The organism is Paucibacter aquatile, from assembly GCF_002885975.1.
Lineage (GTDB): Bacteria > Pseudomonadota > Gammaproteobacteria > Burkholderiales > Burkholderiaceae_C > Paucibacter_A > Paucibacter_A aquatilis.
In genome coordinates, this window is record NZ_POSP01000003.1 from 1,853,004 (window position 1) to 1,869,882 (window position 16,879).

Sequence of the window (16,879 nt, forward strand, 5' to 3'; positions counted from 1 at the left end):
CGAACGGACGTCAAGCCCGTTCACCGCTTCACTCGATCAGCCGCACTGCCCCACATAGCCACAGGCGGTGCAGAAGTCGCAGCCGTCCTTGTGGATCATGGTGCGATTGCCGCATTCCGGGCAGGGCTTGCCGGCCTGGGCCTGCAGGGCGCCGGCGCTGCTGGCCTTGCGCGCGCTGATGGGCGCTTGCAGCAAGCCCATCTCCACCAGGGGCAGGCCTTGTTCGTCCAGCACGCCCAGCATGGCGTAGCGGTGGATGATCAGGCGCGCGACATAGGCCACGGTCGAGGGCCAGATCTGCTGGCGCCGCTCACCCGAGAGGTTAGGCACCGGCGCCATGAAATGACCCAAAGGCTCGCCGACATTGAGCAGCTTGCGCAGCTTCATGCCGATCCAGGCCGGGTCCATCACACGCATGTCCAGGCTCAGCAGTCGGGCCATGCCGTCCAGGGCCTTGGGGTAGTTGCCCGAGAAGCCCATGGCGCAGGGCCGGGTGACAAAGCCGCCGTCCGGCGTGGGCAGGCTGACCTCCTTCAGGGTCAGTGTGAATTGCTCGTTGGTGGCCGGGTTGTCCACGTCCACCGCCCAGGCCAGGGTGCCCATGGTGCTGGTGCGCGGCTCTTCGCGGCTGAACATGGCATCGATCACCGGGGTGGCGCCGCCCTCGGCCAGGGCGCCGAGCTGCTCGCAACGCCAGCGGATCACCGCAGCCGTGGCCGCCACGACGCCGGGGAAGAGGCGCTGCTCGCCGCCCGGAGGCATGGCCATCTCGAAAGACCGCTCCTCGGCCACGGTGGCCAGGGCATCGAGCTTGAGGCGCAGCCAGGCCGCGTCATTGCTGCGCAGGTCCATGGACAAGGTCTTGGCCACGGCCGACAGGCCACGCGGCTGCTCGGCGCCGTTGACCCAGACCTCAAAGGGCAGGTTCTTGCCGAACAGGCCGGCATCGGGCCCCTCGGCCGGCAGCTCGCCGACGAAGAGGGCAAAGTCGCCATGCGGGTGGCGGATCATGTAGCTCCAGGCCGGGTTGCCATTCGGCAGCTCGGGCCGGCTGGGCCAGCGCAGCGAGGCCAGCACGGCATTGGGCAGGCGCGAGACCAACATGCGCTGGTTGCCGCCGTCCGAGGCCACCGGCTTGAGCGGCTCGGGCGAGCTGACCGCGGCAGCCGGCGCCGGCTGGGCCGATTCAACGCTGAGCACCGATCCGAGCACGCTATTGGGCCGGTAGGTGGCCAGGCCCTTGAGGCCGCTCTTCCAGGCCTGTGTGTACAGGTCCTGGAAATCGGCATAGGGGTAATCGGCCGGCACATTGACGGTCTTGGAGATCGAGGTGTCCACAAAGGGCGCCACCGCCGCCACCATCAAGGCATGGTCGGAGGCCGAGAGCTCCAGCGCCGTGACGAAGGCCGGTGACAGCGGCGCATCGCTGCCGAACATATGGCGGTACAGGCGCCAGGCATGGTCCTCGACCGCGTACTCCTTGTAGCTGCCATCGGGCATGCGCTTCTTGCGGGTGTAGCTCCAGCTGAAGGCGGGCTCAATGCCGTTGGAGGCGTTGTCGGCAAAGGCCAGGCTGATGGTGCCGGTGGGCGCGATCGACAGCAGGTGCGAGTTGCGCAGGCCCTGGGCGCGGATCTTGTCCTTCAGGCCTTGCGGCAGGCGCGAGGCGAAGTTGCCGCCCGAGAGGTAGAGGTCGGCATTGAAAAGCGGAAAGGCACCGCGCTCCAGCGCCAGATCGGCCGAGGCCTCGTAGGCGGCGTCGCGCATCAGGGTGCTGATCTCGCTGGCCATGGCGCGCGCGGCCTCGCTGTCGTAGCGCAGGTTCAGCATCACCAGGGTGTCACCCAGGCCGGTGAAGCCCAGGCCGACGCGGCGCTTGTTGCGAGCCTCCTGCTGCTGCGCGGGCAGGGGCCAGGGCGTCACGTCCAGCACGTTGTCCAGCATGCGGGTGGCCGTGCGGCAGACCTCGGCAAAGGCCTCGCCGTCGAAGCTGGCGTCCAGGCCGAAGGGCTGGCGCACGAAATGCGTGAGGTTGACCGAACCCAGGCAGCAGCAGCCGTAGGGCGGCAGGGGCTGCTCGGCACAGGGGTTGGTGGCCGAGATGGACTCGCAGTAGTACAGATTGTTGTCGTTGTTGATGCGGTCCAGGAAGAGCACGCCGGGCTCGGCATGGTCATACGTGGAGCGCATCACCATGTCCCAGAGCTCGCGCGCCTGCAGCTTGCGGTAGACCCAGAGTCCATCGCCGCGCTGGTAGGCGCCGGCCGCGCGCTGCTTGGCGCCGGGCTCGGCCTTGTGCACCAGCTCGATCTCGCCATTGGCCTCGACCGCCTGCATGAACACATCGGTCACGCCGACCGAGATGTTGAAGTTCTTCAGATCGCCCTTGTCCTTGGCGCGGATGAACTCCTCGACATCGGGGTGGTCACAGCGCAGCACGCCCATCTGCGCGCCACGGCGGGCGCCAGCCGATTCCACCGTCTCGCAGCTGCGGTCGAACACCCGCATATAGCTGACCGGGCCGGAGGCGCTGCTCTGGGTCGAGCCGACCCAGGCGCCGCGCGGGCGGATGCGGGAAAAGTCGTAACCGACACCGCCGCCGCGACGCATGGTCTCAGCCGCCTCGGTCAGCGCGGTGTAGATGCCCGGGTGGCCATCGTCCAGCGAGGCAATCGAATCACCGACCGGCTGCACAAAGCAATTGATCAAGGTGGCGCTGAGCTCGGTGCCGGCGGCAGAATTGATGCGACCGGCCGGCACGAAGCCGCGGCGCTGGGCATCGAGAAATTTCGCTTCCCATTCGGCCCGGGCTTCGGGCGCCTCGGCCTGGGCCAGGGCGCGCGCCACGCGCAGGCGCAGCTCGTCCAGGGTCTGCTCCTCGCCTTTCGCGTATTTCTCCAGCAGCACCTCGGCGCTGATCTCCTGAGCCGGCAGGGCGGCCGGCGCCGCCAGGGGCTGTCGGGGCGCTTGCGGGACGCTGTCGAAATCAAACTGGGTGGCCTGGGGGGTGATGGACGAGCTCATGCGAGGTACTCCGGGAGCGCAAGCAAAATCAGTGGCGGGATCGTGGCGGCTGGCCGGGCCATGAAAGCCCGGCTGCGCATGCTGCAAGCATCTTAGCGAGCCCGTTTTGACCCGGATCAGCAGATGGCCCTGCCCGGCCTGGGCGGCGTCCGCGCAAAAATAAAGATGTCAGCGGCCACTCGCTTTTCAAGCCTCGGGAATTCGGGTTTGCAAGCTTTTGCAAGCGAACTTGGCTGCTGAATTTGACCCAAAAAAGATTTCACCAATTGACAAGCACCCAGGCTCGCGCCACATGAACCTCGACCTGTTTGATGACGCTCTGGAGCCGCCGCCGGCCCGGCAAGACCTGGCCCCTGGCGCCGTGTTGCTGCGCGGCCGGGCGCTGGCCCAGGCACCCCAGCTGCTGGCCGCCGCCGAGGGCGTGATGGCCGCGGCCGCGCTGCGCCACTGGCTCACCCCCGGCGGCCGGCGCATGGCGGTGGCGATGACGAACTGCGGCCCCCTGGGCTGGGTTTCGGACGCGCGCGGCTACCGCTACCAATCAAGGGACCCGCTGAGCGGCCAGCCCTGGCCGGCCCTGCCGCCGGTGATCGCCGAGCTGGCCGTGGCGGTGGCCGAGGAGGCCGGCTACCCCAGCTTTCGGCCCGACGCCTGCCTGGTCAACCGCTACCTGCCCGGCACGCCGCTGAGCCTGCACCAGGACCGCGACGAGCAGGACCTACGCCAGCCCATCGTCTCCATCTCCCTGGGCCTGCCGGCCGTGTTTCTGTTCGGTGGTCTGAGCCGCAGCGAGCGGCCGGCGCGCTGGCCGCTGCAGCATGGCGATGTGCTCGTCTGGGGCGGGCCCTCGCGCCTGGCCTTCCACGGGGTGCAGGCGCTGGCGCCTGGACGCCATCCGCTGCTGGGCGAGCAGCGCATCAACCTGACCTTGCGCTGCGCGGGATGACGGAAGATGCGGGCCACCGCCGCAAAGGATCGCTCCCATGTCGACGCACCACGCCACCATCCGCTGGGCACTGGGCCCCGATGAAGACTTCACCGGCCGGCGCTACAGCCGTGCCCACCGCTGGCTGTTCGACGGCGGCGCCGAGGTGCCGGCCTCCAGCTCGCCCAGCGTCGTGCGCCTGCCCTTCTCCGACCCCAGCGCGGTGGACCCCGAAGAGGCCTTCATCGCCGCCCTGTCCAGCTGCCACATGCTCTGGTTCCTGGACCTGGCGGCGCGTGCCGGCTATGTGGTGAGCCACTACGAGGACCCGGCCGAAGGCCTGATGGCCAAGAACGAAGCCGGGCAGGACGCCATCACCGAGGTGATGCTGCGGCCCGAAGTGCAGTTTGGCGGCGCCAAGGCGCCCGACGAGGCAGCCGTGCAAGCCCTGCACCATGCCGCACACACGCACTGCTTCATCGCCAACTCGGTGCGCAGCACCGTTCGCTGCGAAGGCAGCTGGAGCTACCTGGTGACTTGAGCGGGCGATTCAAGCGGGCCGAGGCAAGCGGTAGTGATGCTCCACACAGGCCTCGCCGCGAAACACCGCAGCCTGGCTGTCCACCCGCGCAAAGCCCAGGCGCTCCAGCAAGCGGATGGAGCCGAGGTTGCGCGCATCGGTGATGCCGCGAACGTCGGCCGCCGGCGAACACGCCCACAGCAAAGCGATCAGCGCCCCCACGCCTTCGGCCGCCAGGCCCTGGCCCTGGCGGGCCGCATGCAGGCTGAAACCGATCTCGACGGACGCCGAGTCGGCCGCCAGGCACAGGCCGATGTCACCGATCAAGCGATCGCTGCCCGTCTCGGCCAGGCCGAGCTGGCACCAGGCGCCGGGCTGCAACAGGGGCGCGCTGGCCATCTCCTGCAAAAAGGCCAGGGCCTGGGCATCGCTCTGCGCCTGCCAGCCTTGGTACAGCCCGACCTGCGGGTCCTGGCGGTAAGCCTGAAAGTCCGCCAGATCACCGGCACGCAAGCGGCGCAAAAGCACCCGCGCGCTGCGCTGCGGCAGCGCGTCCTCCAGCGAAGCGCTCATGCCGGTTTCAGCCACGGCCATCAACCCTGCGCCGAGCGCGCCGCCACCTTGGCCTTGACCTCGTCCGGCGACCAGAAGAACCAGTCGCGCTCCTGCATCAGCGCACGCAAGGCCTCGCTCTGGCCCTGGTTGACCTTGCCCGGGATCAGGCCCAGTCGCAGCTGGGTGTGCTCAGCGATCTGGCCCAGCTCCAGCAGCTGCTGCTGCAGACGGGTGAAGACCACCTGGCGGTAGAGATCGCTGGTGAAGAGCTTGAAGCGGCCGGTGGGCACCTCGTGAACTTCCTGCATCTGCGCCAGCTTGACGCCGGGGGTGTCCTGGTAGGCCTTGACCTCCAGCACCAGCAACTCCTGGCGGCCCGGGTGGTAGGCCAGCATGTCGATCTCGGGCTTGGGCGCCGAGGTCTTGCCGATCTGGCGCTTTTCATCCTGCGTCAGCGCCACCTTGAAACCCCGGCGCACCCAAAAGCCCGCTTCTTCCAGCAACAAGGCGACGATGTTCTCGAATTTGTCGACGCCCACGATCAGGCGCTGCTGCTGCTGTTCACTCATTTTTCTATCTCACTCACCGGCTAACCGAACAGTGGGAAGTCTAGCTGCGGGGCCGCCGCCAGCGGCAACCAGACCAGGTCCAGCAGCGGCATCAGGCGATCAACAATGTCGTCGAAGTAGGCGTTGCCCGCTAGGCCGGTCAGCAGCAAAGGCACCCGGAACGCGCGCGTTACTTCGGCGGCAATGTCCGCAAGGCCAACGCCGGCTCACCGGAATGACCCGGCGGACTGGCTCGGCCGGCTTTCATCCAGTCCCCGAATCGAGCTCAAAGGGCATCCAGACTGGCCAAGCGCCGTTCGATCGCCGTCTTGATTTCGCGCATCTTCTGCCGGACCGGGCTGGTCTTACCGTCCTCGGGAAAGACGATGCTGTTGTAGTCCAAAGCCTGTTCATTCCGCCTCAGGCGGAATCGACTCAAGGAACGACAGCCGGGCACCTGGCGCTGCAACCAGCGTGTCAACACAGACAGCTCTTTCATGTGGATGAAGTCAAAGCGGTAGTCGCGGGGAGCCAGGGTCTGGCCGCTGGCGGGACGTTCGGCTACCGCCTCGGTGCTCAGCGCCCCACCCGTGGGGCTGGCCGGCATGATTCCGCCGACCAGATGCAGCTGGCCCTTGGTACGGATCTGGTCGAAGGTGCGGTCGTTCTTTGACCGAGGAGCCCGCAGTGGCCGGGCCAGCAGATCACCGGTGGCGCAGTCGTCCAGGCCGTCCGGATGCCAGAGCATCTGGTCCAGGGTGAAACGATTGAAGCCATGCTCGGTGAAAGCCTCGCCATGCGCGGCCAGATCGAGCAACATCAGATTGATCGCGAATGCGCGGCCGTTGCGCGCCGGCTCAGACAGAAACATGGCCACCGTCAGCACCGGCAGGATGGTCTGCATGCGCGCGTAATGCCGGCCCAAATCGCTCCGGCTCAACTCCGTGCCCTTAAGCATGGCGCGCATGGCGGCGACGGCCTTGTCGGTGCCGGCCACATCGTTCCAGGCTGGCGCCAGGCTGCGGCTGTCGAGTCGACCTTCGCTGCGCGCCGCCGCAGTGGCCGGGAACAGGTTGATCGGATCCTGGGCTAGCTTGGCCAAGGTCGGATAGGTCGGGTCGCCGCCGCCCAGGGCTTTGACCGATTTGGCGGGCGAATAGCCCTCCTTGTGCTGCCAGACCGGGCCCTGGTCGGAGACGTAAAAGCCCTTGTCCTGCTTCTCGATCATGCGGCCGGCTACGGCCACGTACTTGTTGCCACCCTTGAACTTGGCACGCGCGCAGTACAACCAAGCCTGGGCCGAGGTCAGACGAAACGGCTCCTGCGACGTGCCCTTTCCCAGGTCCTGGCCGGTCGGCACGCGGTTCTGCAGCGCCGCGGTGCAGCGCTGCAAAAGGCGCAGGAGATCTTTGCCGTCAACTGTGTGGAGCTGTCCTTCGATGACGAAGCCGATATCTGTCTGCATGGCGTAACTCCTGAATCATGAACGCATGCTGTCGCGTTGGCGATGGTTGTGCTCGCTGCCAGCCGCTCAGACCGTGATCGGCAGGCGCCGGTCCAGCCCGGCCAGATCGCGGCAGAAGAACTCGTCGCGCAGGTATTTGCTCTCGTACTCGCGCACGTCGTAGTGGACCCAGGTGGGCGCAATGTCCGAGGGTTCCAGCGATTTGCGGTTGCGGGCCAGCCAGCCGATCTGGGCGTTGGACTTTTCGACCAGCAGGCTGCGCAGCGCGTTGCAGCGCTCCAGGTCTTCGCGCTTGCCCATGCCGGGCGCCAGCACGGTGTCGATGTCCACCGCCTTGCCGTGGTGGTTGGTGGTGGTGCGGCCCTTGCGCTCGTTCTCGACCGCACAGCGGTAGCCCGAGGAGAAGCTGAAGCGAATGTCCTCGCGGTAGGCAAACAAGGCCCGCGCCGCCCAGAGGATCAGGCGGTGGATTCCGGGGTACTCGTAGCGGTGGAATTTCTCTTGGCCCTCGCCGCCGGGCATGTAGCGCCCTTTGAAGCGGCCCTGGCCGAAACCGCTGCAGACCCCGCAAGGGCAGCGCAGCTGCGCAAAGTCGATGGGGAAGCGGCTGGCCAGCTCGTCGATGGCCAGAAAAGTGGCGCGGTCCACCACGCCGCTGGGAGCGCTCAGCCTCATGTAGTCGCGCTGGAAGCTCTTGACCTGCAGCTCGGTGCCCGAGCCAAAGTCGCCATCGAGCAGCGTGCCGCGGTAGCCCGCCAGGCGCAGCTGCAGCTCCACCACATCCTCACCCTTGAGCCCTTGTTGCAGGACCCGATCACCGTATGCCATGCCATGCTCCTTGCTCGCTGAACTCCCGCGACGCTGCGGGGCGAGTCAGACGCTAGGGGCTCACGAGCCGGCCGGCCATCCCCAGGTGCCGCGTGAATAGTGGCGCGCTGCGGATCGTTTCAGTCGCCGAGATCGATCTCGGTCTGAAGCGATATGCCTTGAAGACAGGCCAGCCGCTCGTAGTCGGCCAGCAGCCAGGCACGCTCGCGCTGCGCTGCGGCCTCTTGCAGCAGCTCGCCCAGCAGGCGGATGGAGCGCCCGTCGAGGGCGGCAAACGGCGTGTCCAGCAGGGTCAGGCGCGCGCCGCAAACAGCGGCCGCCAGCAAGCCCAGCTTGCGCCGGCTGCCGGCGGAAAGCATGTAGAGCGGCTTGTCCAGATGCGGCGCCAGCGCAAAACCCTCAACCAGGGCCGGCTCCAGGTCGGCGCGCCAGTCGGCATAGCGCTGGCGTAGGCCGCTCAGCCACGCCGAGGCCAGTTGGGCGTCCAGCGCCGGGTCGGTCGGGTCCTCGAAAAAGATGTCTGCAGGAGCCAAGCTGCATTCGATCTGGCCCGCGAGCGGCGCACCCAGCCGCCCCGCGATCAAGCGCAAGCAGCGCGTCTTGCCTCGGCCATCGCCGCCGCGCAGCAGGCTCAGGCCCGGCCGCAGCTCGAAACTCAGGTCCTGGATCAGGGGCGGCTGGCCGGGGTCGGGATGGGCGAGGCTAAGGCCGTGGGCGCGATAGACAGCCTGGGATGGATCGGGGGACAACATGGAGCATTCGCAAGAAGTGGGGCGCACTCATTCTCAGGGAACGCGGCGGGAGGTCGAGAGCGCTGGCCGCGACCGCACAATTCCGATGAATGCGCTCACCCCTCCTCACAACAGGAGCCTCTTGCCCATGCGACACCCTCGCCACCTCGTCCTTGCGCTCATCGCCGCCCTGATCGGCTCCAACGCCTGGTGGGCGTATCAAGCGATCGACGCCGGCATCACCCGAAGCTATGCCGAAATCTCTGCAGCAGAAACTCGCCAGGCGCTGGCGCAAACCAGGGCCCTGGTTCGAACGATGGCCAAGGGTTCGTACACCCGACAGGCCCTGATCGAGGCTGCGCGACAGCCCGTGCCCGAGAGCGAGCCTTTTGAGAAGGAGGGGTTTGTCTGGATCGGCCAGCTCGGCCTGAAGTTCGATGCTGCGGGCACCTTCTTGCGATTGAACGAGGAGGCTGACGAACGGCTGCCCTGAAGGAAGCCGACGCTGGCCTGCCCCTCACCATCTCCCCCGACCGAGACTTGAAAGCCCCGAGCGATGCCTGCCAACAAAACCCAAGCCACAGCCGCCGATGTGGCCGCCTACCTGAACGCGATTGCCGATACCACCCGCCGCGCTGACTGCCTCGCGCTGGCCGACTTGATGCAGCGCGCCACCGGCCAGCCTGCCGTGATGTGGGGCAGCGCCATCGTCGGCTTCGGCCTGCACCGCTACCCGCTGGCGGGCGGCAAGACCGGGGAAATTTGCGCCGTGGGCTTTGCCTCTCGGTCGGCGGACATCGCACTCTACGGCCTGACAGGGTTTGACGAGGCCGAGCCCTTGCTGGATGCGCTGGGCAAGCTCAAGCGCGGCAAGGGCTGCGTCTACTTGAAGCGGCTGGCCGATGTGAACGCAGGCGCGTTGGAGCAGTTGGTAACGCAGGCCTTCAACAGCAAGAAGGTCTGAGGTCGACGGCCGAAAACGGCACATTGCAGCCCTTGGGTCGGGTTTTGATCGGGCCGACTGGGCGCTCTGCTCCGTTCATGTCCCCCGACCCCAGCCTGCGGCTGGGGTCTCCTCCTTTACTTCACTTCGCAGAGCACCCAGCCGTCCCGATCCAGCGAGGCCTTGCTCCTTCGACGAAAACACCGAGCGGTCGCACTGACAAGGGGTGTCGGGTGAGTGCTGAAGCGAAGTAAAGGGGGAGGCCTGTGCGCAGCACAGGCCGGAGGACATGAGCGGAAGCACTCGCCCGACGCCCCTTGGCACAAGCCCCATCATCAACGGCTGCTCTATGCCGGCAACCGCCCGCCGGGTCAGCAGCAGCGGCTCATCCGCCCATCCGCCCCGCCGTAACGAGCGGCCTGGCGCTCGCGAAAGAACTGCTCGTAGGTCATGGCCGGCTGGTCGGGGTGGGTGCGGGCCATGTGTTCGCGGTAGGTGTCGAAGTCGGGGAAACCGACCATCAGGCGCAGGCCCTGGGCCAGGTAGCGGCCGGCCTGGCCGACACGCTGGCGCAGTTCGCGCGCCTGTTCGATCACGTCGTCAGCAGCAGCCATGGCTTGACACTCAGCGTGCCGCAGCGGCAGCCGACAAAGCCACAAAGGGCGTTTCCTGCGCCGTGGGCTGGGCCGAGGCCCGCGCGGCCAGGATGGCGCGCACGCTGTAGATCAGCACGCTAACCACCACGAACATGAAGAGCACGCACAGGGCGGCGTCCAGGCGGTCGTTGAAGACCACGCGGCTCATGGCTTCGGGCGTCTTGGCCGGGGCCAGCAGCTGGCCTTCGGCCAGGGCCTTGCTGTACTTGCTGGCATGGGCCAGGAAGCCCACCTTTGCGTCGGACGAGAAAATCTTCAGCCAGCCGGCGGTCATGGTGCAGATCAGCAGCCACAGGGCCGGCAGGGCCGTCACCCAGGCATAGCGCTGCTTCTTCATCTTGAACAGCACCACGGTGCCCAGCATCAGGGCCACGGCGGCCAACATCTGGTTGGCGATGCCGAACAGCGGCCACAAGGTGTTGATGCCGCCCAGCGGATCGACCACGCCCTGGTAGAGGAAATAACCCCAAGCCGCCACGCACAGCGCGGTGGCGATCAGATTGGCGGGCAGCGAATCGGTGCGCTTGAGGGCGGGCACAAAACTGCCCAGCAGGTCTTGCAGCATGAAGCGGCCGGCGCGGGTGCCCGCGTCCACGGCGGTCAGGATGAAGAGCGCCTCGAACAAGATGGCGAAGTGGTACCAGAAGGCCATCATGGCCTTGCCGCCAATCGCCTGGTGCAGGATCTGCGCCATGCCTACGGCCAGGGTCGGGGCACCACCGGCGCGCGCCAGGATGGTGTTCTCGCCCACGTCCTTGGCGGTTTGCACCAGCATCTCGGGCGTGATGACAAAGCCCCAGGTCGAGAGCGTGGCGGCCACGGCCTCGGGCGTCTTGCCCACCAGGGCGGCCGGGCTGTTCATGGCGAAGTACACGCCCGGCTCGATGCAGGAGGCGGCCACCAGGGCCATCACCGCCACAAAGCTCTCGGCCAACATGCCGCCGTAGCCGATGAAGCGCGCGTGGGTTTCGTTCTCCAGCATCTTGGGCGTGGTGCCCGAAGAGATCAGCGCATGGAAGCCCGAGACGGCACCGCAGGCAATGGTGATGAACAGGAAGGGGAAGAGATCACCCGACCAGACGGGGCCATTGCCGGCGGCGAACTGGGTGATGGCCGGCATCTGCATCGTCGGTGCGACGAAGACGATGCCGATGGCCAGGGCCACGATGGTGCCGATCTTCAGGAAGGTGGACAGGTAGTCACGCGGGGCCAGCAGCAGCCACACGGGGATGGAGGCGGCGACAAAACCGTAGCCGATCAACATCCAGGTCAGCGTCGTGCCCTCGAAGGTGAAGATCGGGCCCCAGACCGGGCTCTCATGCACCCACTGGCCGCCGACGATGGACAGCATCAGCAGCACAAAGCCGATGATGGAAATCTCGCCGATGCGGCCCGGGCGCAGATAGCGCAGGTACACACCCATGAACAGCGCCACGGGAATGGTGGCCGCCACGGTGAAGGTGCCCCAGGGCGAATGCGCCAGGGCCTTGACCACGATCAGCGCCAGCACGGCCAGGATGATGATCATGATCATGAAGGCGCCGAACAGCGCGATCAGGCCCGGCACCAGGCCCATCTCCTGCTTGACCAGATCGCCCAGCGAGCGGCCATCGCGGCGGGTGCTGATGAAGAGGACGATGAAGTCCTGCACCGCGCCCGCGAACACCACACCAGCCAGCAGCCACAGCAAGCCGGGCAGATAGCCCATCTGCGCGGCCAGCACCGGGCCGACCAGCGGGCCGGCGCCCGCGATGGCGGCGAAGTGGTGGCCGTAGAGCACGTATTGGTTGGTCGGCACATAGTCCAGACCGTCGTTGTGCCGCCAGGCGGGCGTTTGGCGCCGCGGGTCCAGCTCCAGCACGCGGCTGGCGATGAAGAGGCTGTAGTAGCGGTAGGCGATCAGGTAGACGCAGATCGCGGCCACCACCACCCACAGAGCACTGACCGCTTCGCCGCGGCCCAGGGCCACGGTGGCCAGCGCAAAAGCGCCCAGCACCGCGACCAGAAGCCACCCGAGGTGGCGCCTGATGTTCGAGGACATGAGTTTTGTCTCCTGATCCGCGCGGTCTTGGCTGTGGGAACGAGAGAGGAAAAACGAGGGGGACCGCTGCGTGGCCGCAGTCTCGGCCAGCGGCCGGCTGCGCGCATCCGTCAGACCACGCGCGGCGGCGCGTGGCATCACTTAAGGGTCAACCCTGATGATCTGGTTTGAAGCGCCAGGATTCAACTCGCACGCTCAACCGTTCACCTGTTCACCTGTTCACCTGTTCACGCCTGCCCTGAATGCTCGACGGCATACTTGATCAACTCCGCCTGTCCCTCGAGATTGAGCTTGCGCTTGATGTTCTGCCGATGCGCTTCCACCGTGCGCACGCTCAGGTCCATGGCAGCGGCGATCTGCTTGCTCGACTCGCCGCGGCCCAGCGCGGCCAGTACCTCGCTCTCGCGCGGCGAGAGCAAGGGGCGAGGCGTCTGGGCGCGGAACAGGCGGCGCGACACCGCCGGGCTCAAAAACGTGCCCCCACCCGCCACGGCCTGGATGGCGGCCACGATCTCGCTGGCCGGCGCGTCCTTGAGCACATAGCCCTGGGCGCCAGCCTGCAGGGCACGCTGCACGTACTCGGGGTTGTCGTACATGCTCAGCATCAGCACGCGCAGGCCCGGCTGGCGCTGCAGCAAGTCGGCGGCCAGCTCGATGCCGCTGACCTCCTTCATGCCCACATCCATCAGCACGATGTCCACCGCCGTGTGCGCCAGCAAGGCCAGGGCCTCGCGCGCATCACCGGCCTCGCCCACCACCGCAAACTCGGGCACCGCGCCCAGGCGCAAACGCAGGCCGTCGCGCACCAGCGGGTGGTCGTCCACCAGGGCAATGCGGATCGGGGCGGAAGCGAAAACTGAGTTCATGCGGAGGCCATGGAAGCGGCAGGGTTCAAAGACAGCGGCACCTCGGCCCAGACCTCGGTGCCCGCGCCCGGCTGAGAGCGGATCTGCAAGCGCCCGCCGATAGAGGCCAGGCGCTCGCGCATATTGCGCAGGCCGATGCCCTGGCGCGGATGCTCTTGCACGGCGGCTTCGTCAAAGCCGGCGCCATCATCGCTGATCTGCAGCCGCACCCGGCCGACCTCGAAGCTCAGATCCAGCTGCAGATGCGCGGCCGCCGCATGCTTGGCCGCATTGGTCAGCGCCTCTTGCGCCACGCGGAACAGCACGGTCTTGACCAGCTCGGGCAGCTCCACCGGCTCTCCCTGCACGCTGACCGCCACCGAACCCGCGCCGCCATCGTCCTCAAACTCACGGCCCAGGGTTTGCAGCGCAGCCGGCAAGCCCAGGCTGTCATCCAGCATGGCCGGGCGCAGGCGGTGCGAGATGCGCCGCACCTCGTCCAGGCAGGTCTTGAGCCGCTCCAACGCCGTGGCCAGCACACGCGCCGGCAGCGGCCGCCCGGCCTCCAGCGCATCAACGGCCGATTCCACCAGCAGCTTGGTCGCCACCAGGGTCTGGCTGGTGCCATCGTGCAGCTCGCGCGCCAGATGGGCGCGCTCATCCTCTTGCGACTGCACCACCTGGTGGGCCAGCAAGCGCAGTTTCGCATCGGCCACCCGCTGCTCACTGACGTTGAGCAAGAGCCCCGTGCTGCTGATCAAGGCCACGCCGAAGACAGCGATGCCGGCAATCCACAGCAAGGTGGTGGCGATATTGCTGCTGGCCTGGGCGTCCAGCTGCTCCATGGTGGCGTGCAGGTCGCCGAGGTAGAGCCCCGTGCCAATCATCCAGCCCCAGCGCTCCAGCGGCACCACATAACCGAGCTTGGCCTCGACCTGGCCATTGGACGGCCGGCGCCAGAGGTAGTCGACAAAGCCTCCGCCCTGGCGCGCCTGCGCGATCAGCTCCTGGATGGTCGGCCGGCCTTGCGGATCGCGCATGTCCCACAAATTGCGGCCCACCAACTCGGGCTGGCGCGAGTGCATCAGGGAGTTGCCGTCCAGGTCGTAGACGAAGAAGTAACCGTCCGGCCCATAGTCCAGCGAGGCCAGCAGCTTCAGCGCCTGCGCCCGCTGCGCCAGCGGGTCCCCCGGCGCCTCGTACAACGGCTTCACCGTGCTGACCGCCAGCGCCACGTAGGACTTCAGCTCCGCCCGCCGCGCCTCCATATACGCCCGCTCCACCAGCGCATGTTCGCGCTGCACCAGCTCCCGCTCCTGATGCCGCACCGCCAGCGCGATCAGCAAGAGGCTGGCCACCAGGGGCAGGACGGCGAGGAGGATGAATTTGGTGCGGAGTTGCAGGGCCATGCGGCATTGTCGGGTTTGTCGCCTTTGTCGGCGGTGCCGAGTTCTTCAGGCTCGTCGTGCCTGCTCCGCCGCCAACACCCGCAATCGCTGGTGCCCCTCATCGCCCTCATCCGCCGGCACGCTTTGCTTGGCGCGCAGGTAGCGGCTGCTGAAGACATCGAGGTACGCCTCCAGCGTCTGGGCCGCCACCTCATCGCCGGCCAGGGCCAGGCACAGGGCCGCCACTTCTGAGGTGCAGAAATGGTGCTCGTGGTGCGAGCGGCGCAGGCGGTAACGCGAGAGTTGCTCGGGCTGCAGGCTCAGCACCGGCAGACGGGCCAGGTAGGGGCTTTTGCGGAACATCTTGCGTGCCTCCGACCAGGTGCCGTCGAGCAGGATGAATAGCGGGCGCTTGGCCCGACCTTCCGGCACCTGGGCGGCTTCAGCCAGGATCGGTGCCAGCTCGGTCACCACCTCACGCCCCGGATCGGCAAACTCGCCCGGGAAGACCACAAAGGCCTGCCACTGCGGATCGGCCAGCAGCGCCAGCAGCCCCGGCTCCACCTGCACGCGCGACCAGACGAAAGCCTGTGTCTCGGGCAGCACGTCGGCAATCAACCAGCCGGTGTTGCTGGGTTTGAGCGCCTCGAAAGGCGCCATGATCAGGCACACCGCCGCCGGCCGATGGCCTTGCGGCGGCACGCTCAGCACCGGCCGCAGATGGCACATGCAGTGGCTGGGGATCAGGCGGCAGCGCGCGCAGCGCTCGATGCGCGGCTCACCTCGGTCCAGGCGCGGCCGTGTGTTGGCGGTGTCCGTCAGCAGACAGGCCGCGCGCAGGCGGGCGACCGCATGGTCAGCGAGCAGCAGATCCAGAGCGGGCTCCAGATCAAAGGGGGACACAAGAGACATAGATGCGGAGTCTAGGGCCAGCCCCCCCCAGCTGCCCCTCGCGGGCGCACACCGCGCATCTGCGGGTTATGCCGGGAGGGTGCACCGGCTGCGCTGCTTCATACTGGACCGAACCCTCTGCCCGCCGATGCAGGCGGACCCCGGCTCAGCGCACGACTCTTTCGGCATGAATGATGCATCGCAACCCTCGGCCGCCCGAGGCCAGGCCTCGCGCAAGTTAGCAACTCCACCACCGCCCCGACCGCCGGTGCTGCGCTCCGTCCAGTTCGCCTCGCGCGAGGGCATCGAACACTATTTCGCCGAGCTGAACGCACGCGCGCCCTCGGCGCATCGCGAGATTGCGTCCTGGGGCCGGGACCGGGCCGCGCGCCTGAACTTGGAGCTGGTGCAGGCGCCGAGCGCCCTGCAAGCCGGCGCGGCGCCCCAGCTGTTTCTGACCGAATCGCGCAACAGCTTTGTCCTGAACGTGCGCTCTCAGGACAGCAGCGCGCCAGCTGAGCACGCGCCGCATCTGCTGGTGGGCCTGGTGCTGTCCGGCTCGGTGCGCCTGCAGATGCTGAACGAGGGCGGATGCCTGGCGCGCGCCGGTGAAGGCCTGGTCTTCAACCCGGCCGAGGTGGAGCGGGCCCAGTTCGCGGCCGATTCGCATTTTGTGGAGATCGCCCTGCCGCGCGAGCCCCTGCTGCGCCTGAGCTCCGCCCTGTGGGCCGTGCCGGGCGCAGAGGCGCCGCCTGCACGCTTGCAGCCCAAGCTCGCCCCCGGCCTGGCGCAGAAGCTGCACTTCATGGCGCGGCAAGCCAGCGGCCTGCTGCAGCAGGGCGATGGCGCCATGCCGCCCCTGCTGATCGAGCGCTGGGTGGAGATGATGGGACTGAGCTTGCTGCATGAGCAGACCGCACTCGGCCCCGCTGCCGCGGCCCAGCACAAGCGCCGCGAGGAGCCCCTGCTGCCGCGCAGCCTGAGCCGCGCGCTGGACTACCTCGACGCCCATGCCCAGAGCGAGATCCTGCTGAGCGATATCGCCGCAGCCGCCTGTGTCAGCGTCAGCAGCCTGCTGCGCCATTTCAATGAGCATCTGGGCCTCACGCCCATGGCCTACCTGCGCCAGCTGCGCCTGGACCGCGCCCGCGCCGAGCTGCGCCAGGGTCAGGCCGGCCGCATTGCTGAGCTGGCGCAGCGCTGGGGTTTTCAAAGCGCCGGCAAGTTCAGCCAGGCTTACTTGCGCCGCTTTGGCGAGCGGCCGAGCGAGAGCCGCTGATTCAGCCCCGCCTGCCGCAGGCTCCCGCCCACTGGCCCGAAATCGTCAGGCCTGTCCCGCCATCGTCAATTTGCGCTGCGCTGCGGCCAAACCCGGTTCCAGCGCCCAGGCCGCGCTGCTAAGGTGAAAACCGTTCGCCAGACCTAACCCCGCCGCATCGCGGTATCGGGTGGCCTTCACTTGCTTTTCTGGCCCCTGTTTTTCCACCTTTCTCTCTCAGCACAGCCCACGCCGTATGAA

General features: G+C 67.5%; 17 protein-coding genes. 5 read left to right on the forward strand and 12 right to left on the reverse strand.

What is annotated here, in order from left to right:
- Window positions 1–36: 36 nt before the first annotated feature.
- Complete coding sequence (locus C1O66_RS11185) at window positions 37–3,024, reverse strand: adenosylcobalamin-dependent ribonucleoside-diphosphate reductase (protein WP_102767949.1); 2,988 nt, start codon at window positions 3,022–3,024, stop codon at window positions 37–39.
- A 292-nt stretch (window positions 3,025–3,316) separates the two neighbouring features.
- Here C1O66_RS11185 and alkB point away from each other — a divergent pair, with 292 nt between their 5' ends.
- Complete coding sequence (gene alkB / locus C1O66_RS11190; protein ID WP_102767950.1) at window positions 3,317–3,970, forward strand: DNA oxidative demethylase AlkB; 654 nt, start codon at window positions 3,317–3,319, stop codon at window positions 3,968–3,970.
- 37 nt (window positions 3,971–4,007) lie between these two features.
- Window positions 4,008–4,490, forward strand: a complete 483-nt coding sequence (locus C1O66_RS11195; protein ID WP_102767951.1) for an OsmC family protein — start codon at window positions 4,008–4,010, stop codon at window positions 4,488–4,490.
- A 9-nt stretch (window positions 4,491–4,499) separates the two neighbouring features.
- Here the strand turns inward: C1O66_RS11195 and C1O66_RS11200 are convergent, their stop codons facing one another.
- The 6 genes from C1O66_RS11200 to C1O66_RS11220 all read right to left on the reverse strand — a co-directional run bounded on the left by C1O66_RS11200 (window position 4,500) and on the right by C1O66_RS11220 (window position 8,617).
- Window positions 4,500–5,042: a GNAT family N-acetyltransferase gene (locus tag C1O66_RS11200; RefSeq protein ID WP_165794565.1), complete on the reverse strand. Its 543-nt coding sequence runs from the start codon at window positions 5,040–5,042 to the stop codon at window positions 4,500–4,502.
- A gap of 20 nt (window positions 5,043–5,062) precedes the next feature.
- Window positions 5,063–5,593 (reverse strand): hypothetical protein, encoded by a 531-nt coding sequence (locus C1O66_RS11205; protein WP_102767953.1) that lies wholly within the window; start codon window positions 5,591–5,593, stop codon window positions 5,063–5,065.
- Window positions 5,594–5,613: 20 nt separating this feature from the next.
- On the reverse strand, window positions 5,614–5,748 hold the full coding sequence (locus tag C1O66_RS24620) for a hypothetical protein (protein WP_279305046.1): 135 nt from the start codon (window positions 5,746–5,748) through the stop codon (window positions 5,614–5,616).
- A 110-nt stretch (window positions 5,749–5,858) separates the two neighbouring features.
- Complete coding sequence (locus tag C1O66_RS11210) at window positions 5,859–7,037, reverse strand: hypothetical protein (RefSeq protein WP_102767954.1); 1,179 nt, start codon at window positions 7,035–7,037, stop codon at window positions 5,859–5,861.
- A gap of 66 nt (window positions 7,038–7,103) precedes the next feature.
- Complete coding sequence (locus tag C1O66_RS11215; RefSeq protein WP_102767955.1) at window positions 7,104–7,865, reverse strand: peptidoglycan-binding domain-containing protein; 762 nt, start codon at window positions 7,863–7,865, stop codon at window positions 7,104–7,106.
- A 119-nt stretch (window positions 7,866–7,984) separates the two neighbouring features.
- Complete coding sequence (locus C1O66_RS11220; RefSeq protein WP_243392773.1) at window positions 7,985–8,617, reverse strand: ABC transporter ATP-binding protein; 633 nt, start codon at window positions 8,615–8,617, stop codon at window positions 7,985–7,987.
- An 85-nt stretch (window positions 8,618–8,702) separates the two neighbouring features.
- Between C1O66_RS11220 and C1O66_RS11225 the strand changes: the two genes are divergently transcribed.
- Both C1O66_RS11225 and C1O66_RS11230 read left to right on the forward strand, forming a co-directional pair.
- On the forward strand, window positions 8,703–9,089 hold the full coding sequence (locus C1O66_RS11225) for a hypothetical protein (RefSeq protein WP_133155178.1): 387 nt from the start codon (window positions 8,703–8,705) through the stop codon (window positions 9,087–9,089).
- 63 nt (window positions 9,090–9,152) lie between these two features.
- Window positions 9,153–9,560 (forward strand): DUF1801 domain-containing protein, encoded by a 408-nt coding sequence (locus C1O66_RS11230; protein WP_102767957.1) that lies wholly within the window; start codon window positions 9,153–9,155, stop codon window positions 9,558–9,560.
- 350 nt (window positions 9,561–9,910) lie between these two features.
- Here the strand turns inward: C1O66_RS11230 and C1O66_RS11235 are convergent, their stop codons facing one another.
- The 5 genes from C1O66_RS11235 to C1O66_RS11255 all read right to left on the reverse strand — a co-directional run bounded on the left by C1O66_RS11235 (window position 9,911) and on the right by C1O66_RS11255 (window position 15,381).
- A complete protein-coding gene (locus tag C1O66_RS11235) occupies window positions 9,911–10,114 on the reverse strand; it encodes a YbdD/YjiX family protein (RefSeq protein ID WP_102769604.1) in 204 nt (67 codons plus the stop codon).
- A gap of 49 nt (window positions 10,115–10,163) precedes the next feature.
- On the reverse strand, window positions 10,164–12,236 hold the full coding sequence (locus C1O66_RS11240) for a carbon starvation CstA family protein (RefSeq protein WP_102769603.1): 2,073 nt from the start codon (window positions 12,234–12,236) through the stop codon (window positions 10,164–10,166).
- Window positions 12,237–12,463: 227 nt separating this feature from the next.
- Entirely contained in the window at window positions 12,464–13,102 is a 639-nt protein-coding gene (locus C1O66_RS11245; RefSeq protein WP_102767958.1) for a response regulator, read from the reverse strand.
- Window positions 13,099–14,490, reverse strand: coding sequence for a cache domain-containing protein (locus C1O66_RS11250; RefSeq protein ID WP_102767959.1), 1,392 nt, complete (start codon window positions 14,488–14,490; stop codon window positions 13,099–13,101). Before C1O66_RS11250 ends, C1O66_RS11245 begins: the two co-directional genes overlap by 4 nt.
- 45 nt (window positions 14,491–14,535) lie before the next feature.
- Window positions 14,536–15,381, reverse strand: coding sequence for a tRNA-uridine aminocarboxypropyltransferase (locus tag C1O66_RS11255; RefSeq protein WP_102767960.1), 846 nt, complete (start codon window positions 15,379–15,381; stop codon window positions 14,536–14,538).
- A 166-nt stretch (window positions 15,382–15,547) separates the two neighbouring features.
- Here C1O66_RS11255 and C1O66_RS11260 point away from each other — a divergent pair, with 166 nt between their 5' ends.
- Window positions 15,548–16,639, forward strand: a complete 1,092-nt coding sequence (locus C1O66_RS11260; protein ID WP_165794566.1) for a helix-turn-helix transcriptional regulator — start codon at window positions 15,548–15,550, stop codon at window positions 16,637–16,639.
- Window positions 16,640–16,879 lie beyond the last annotated feature (240 nt).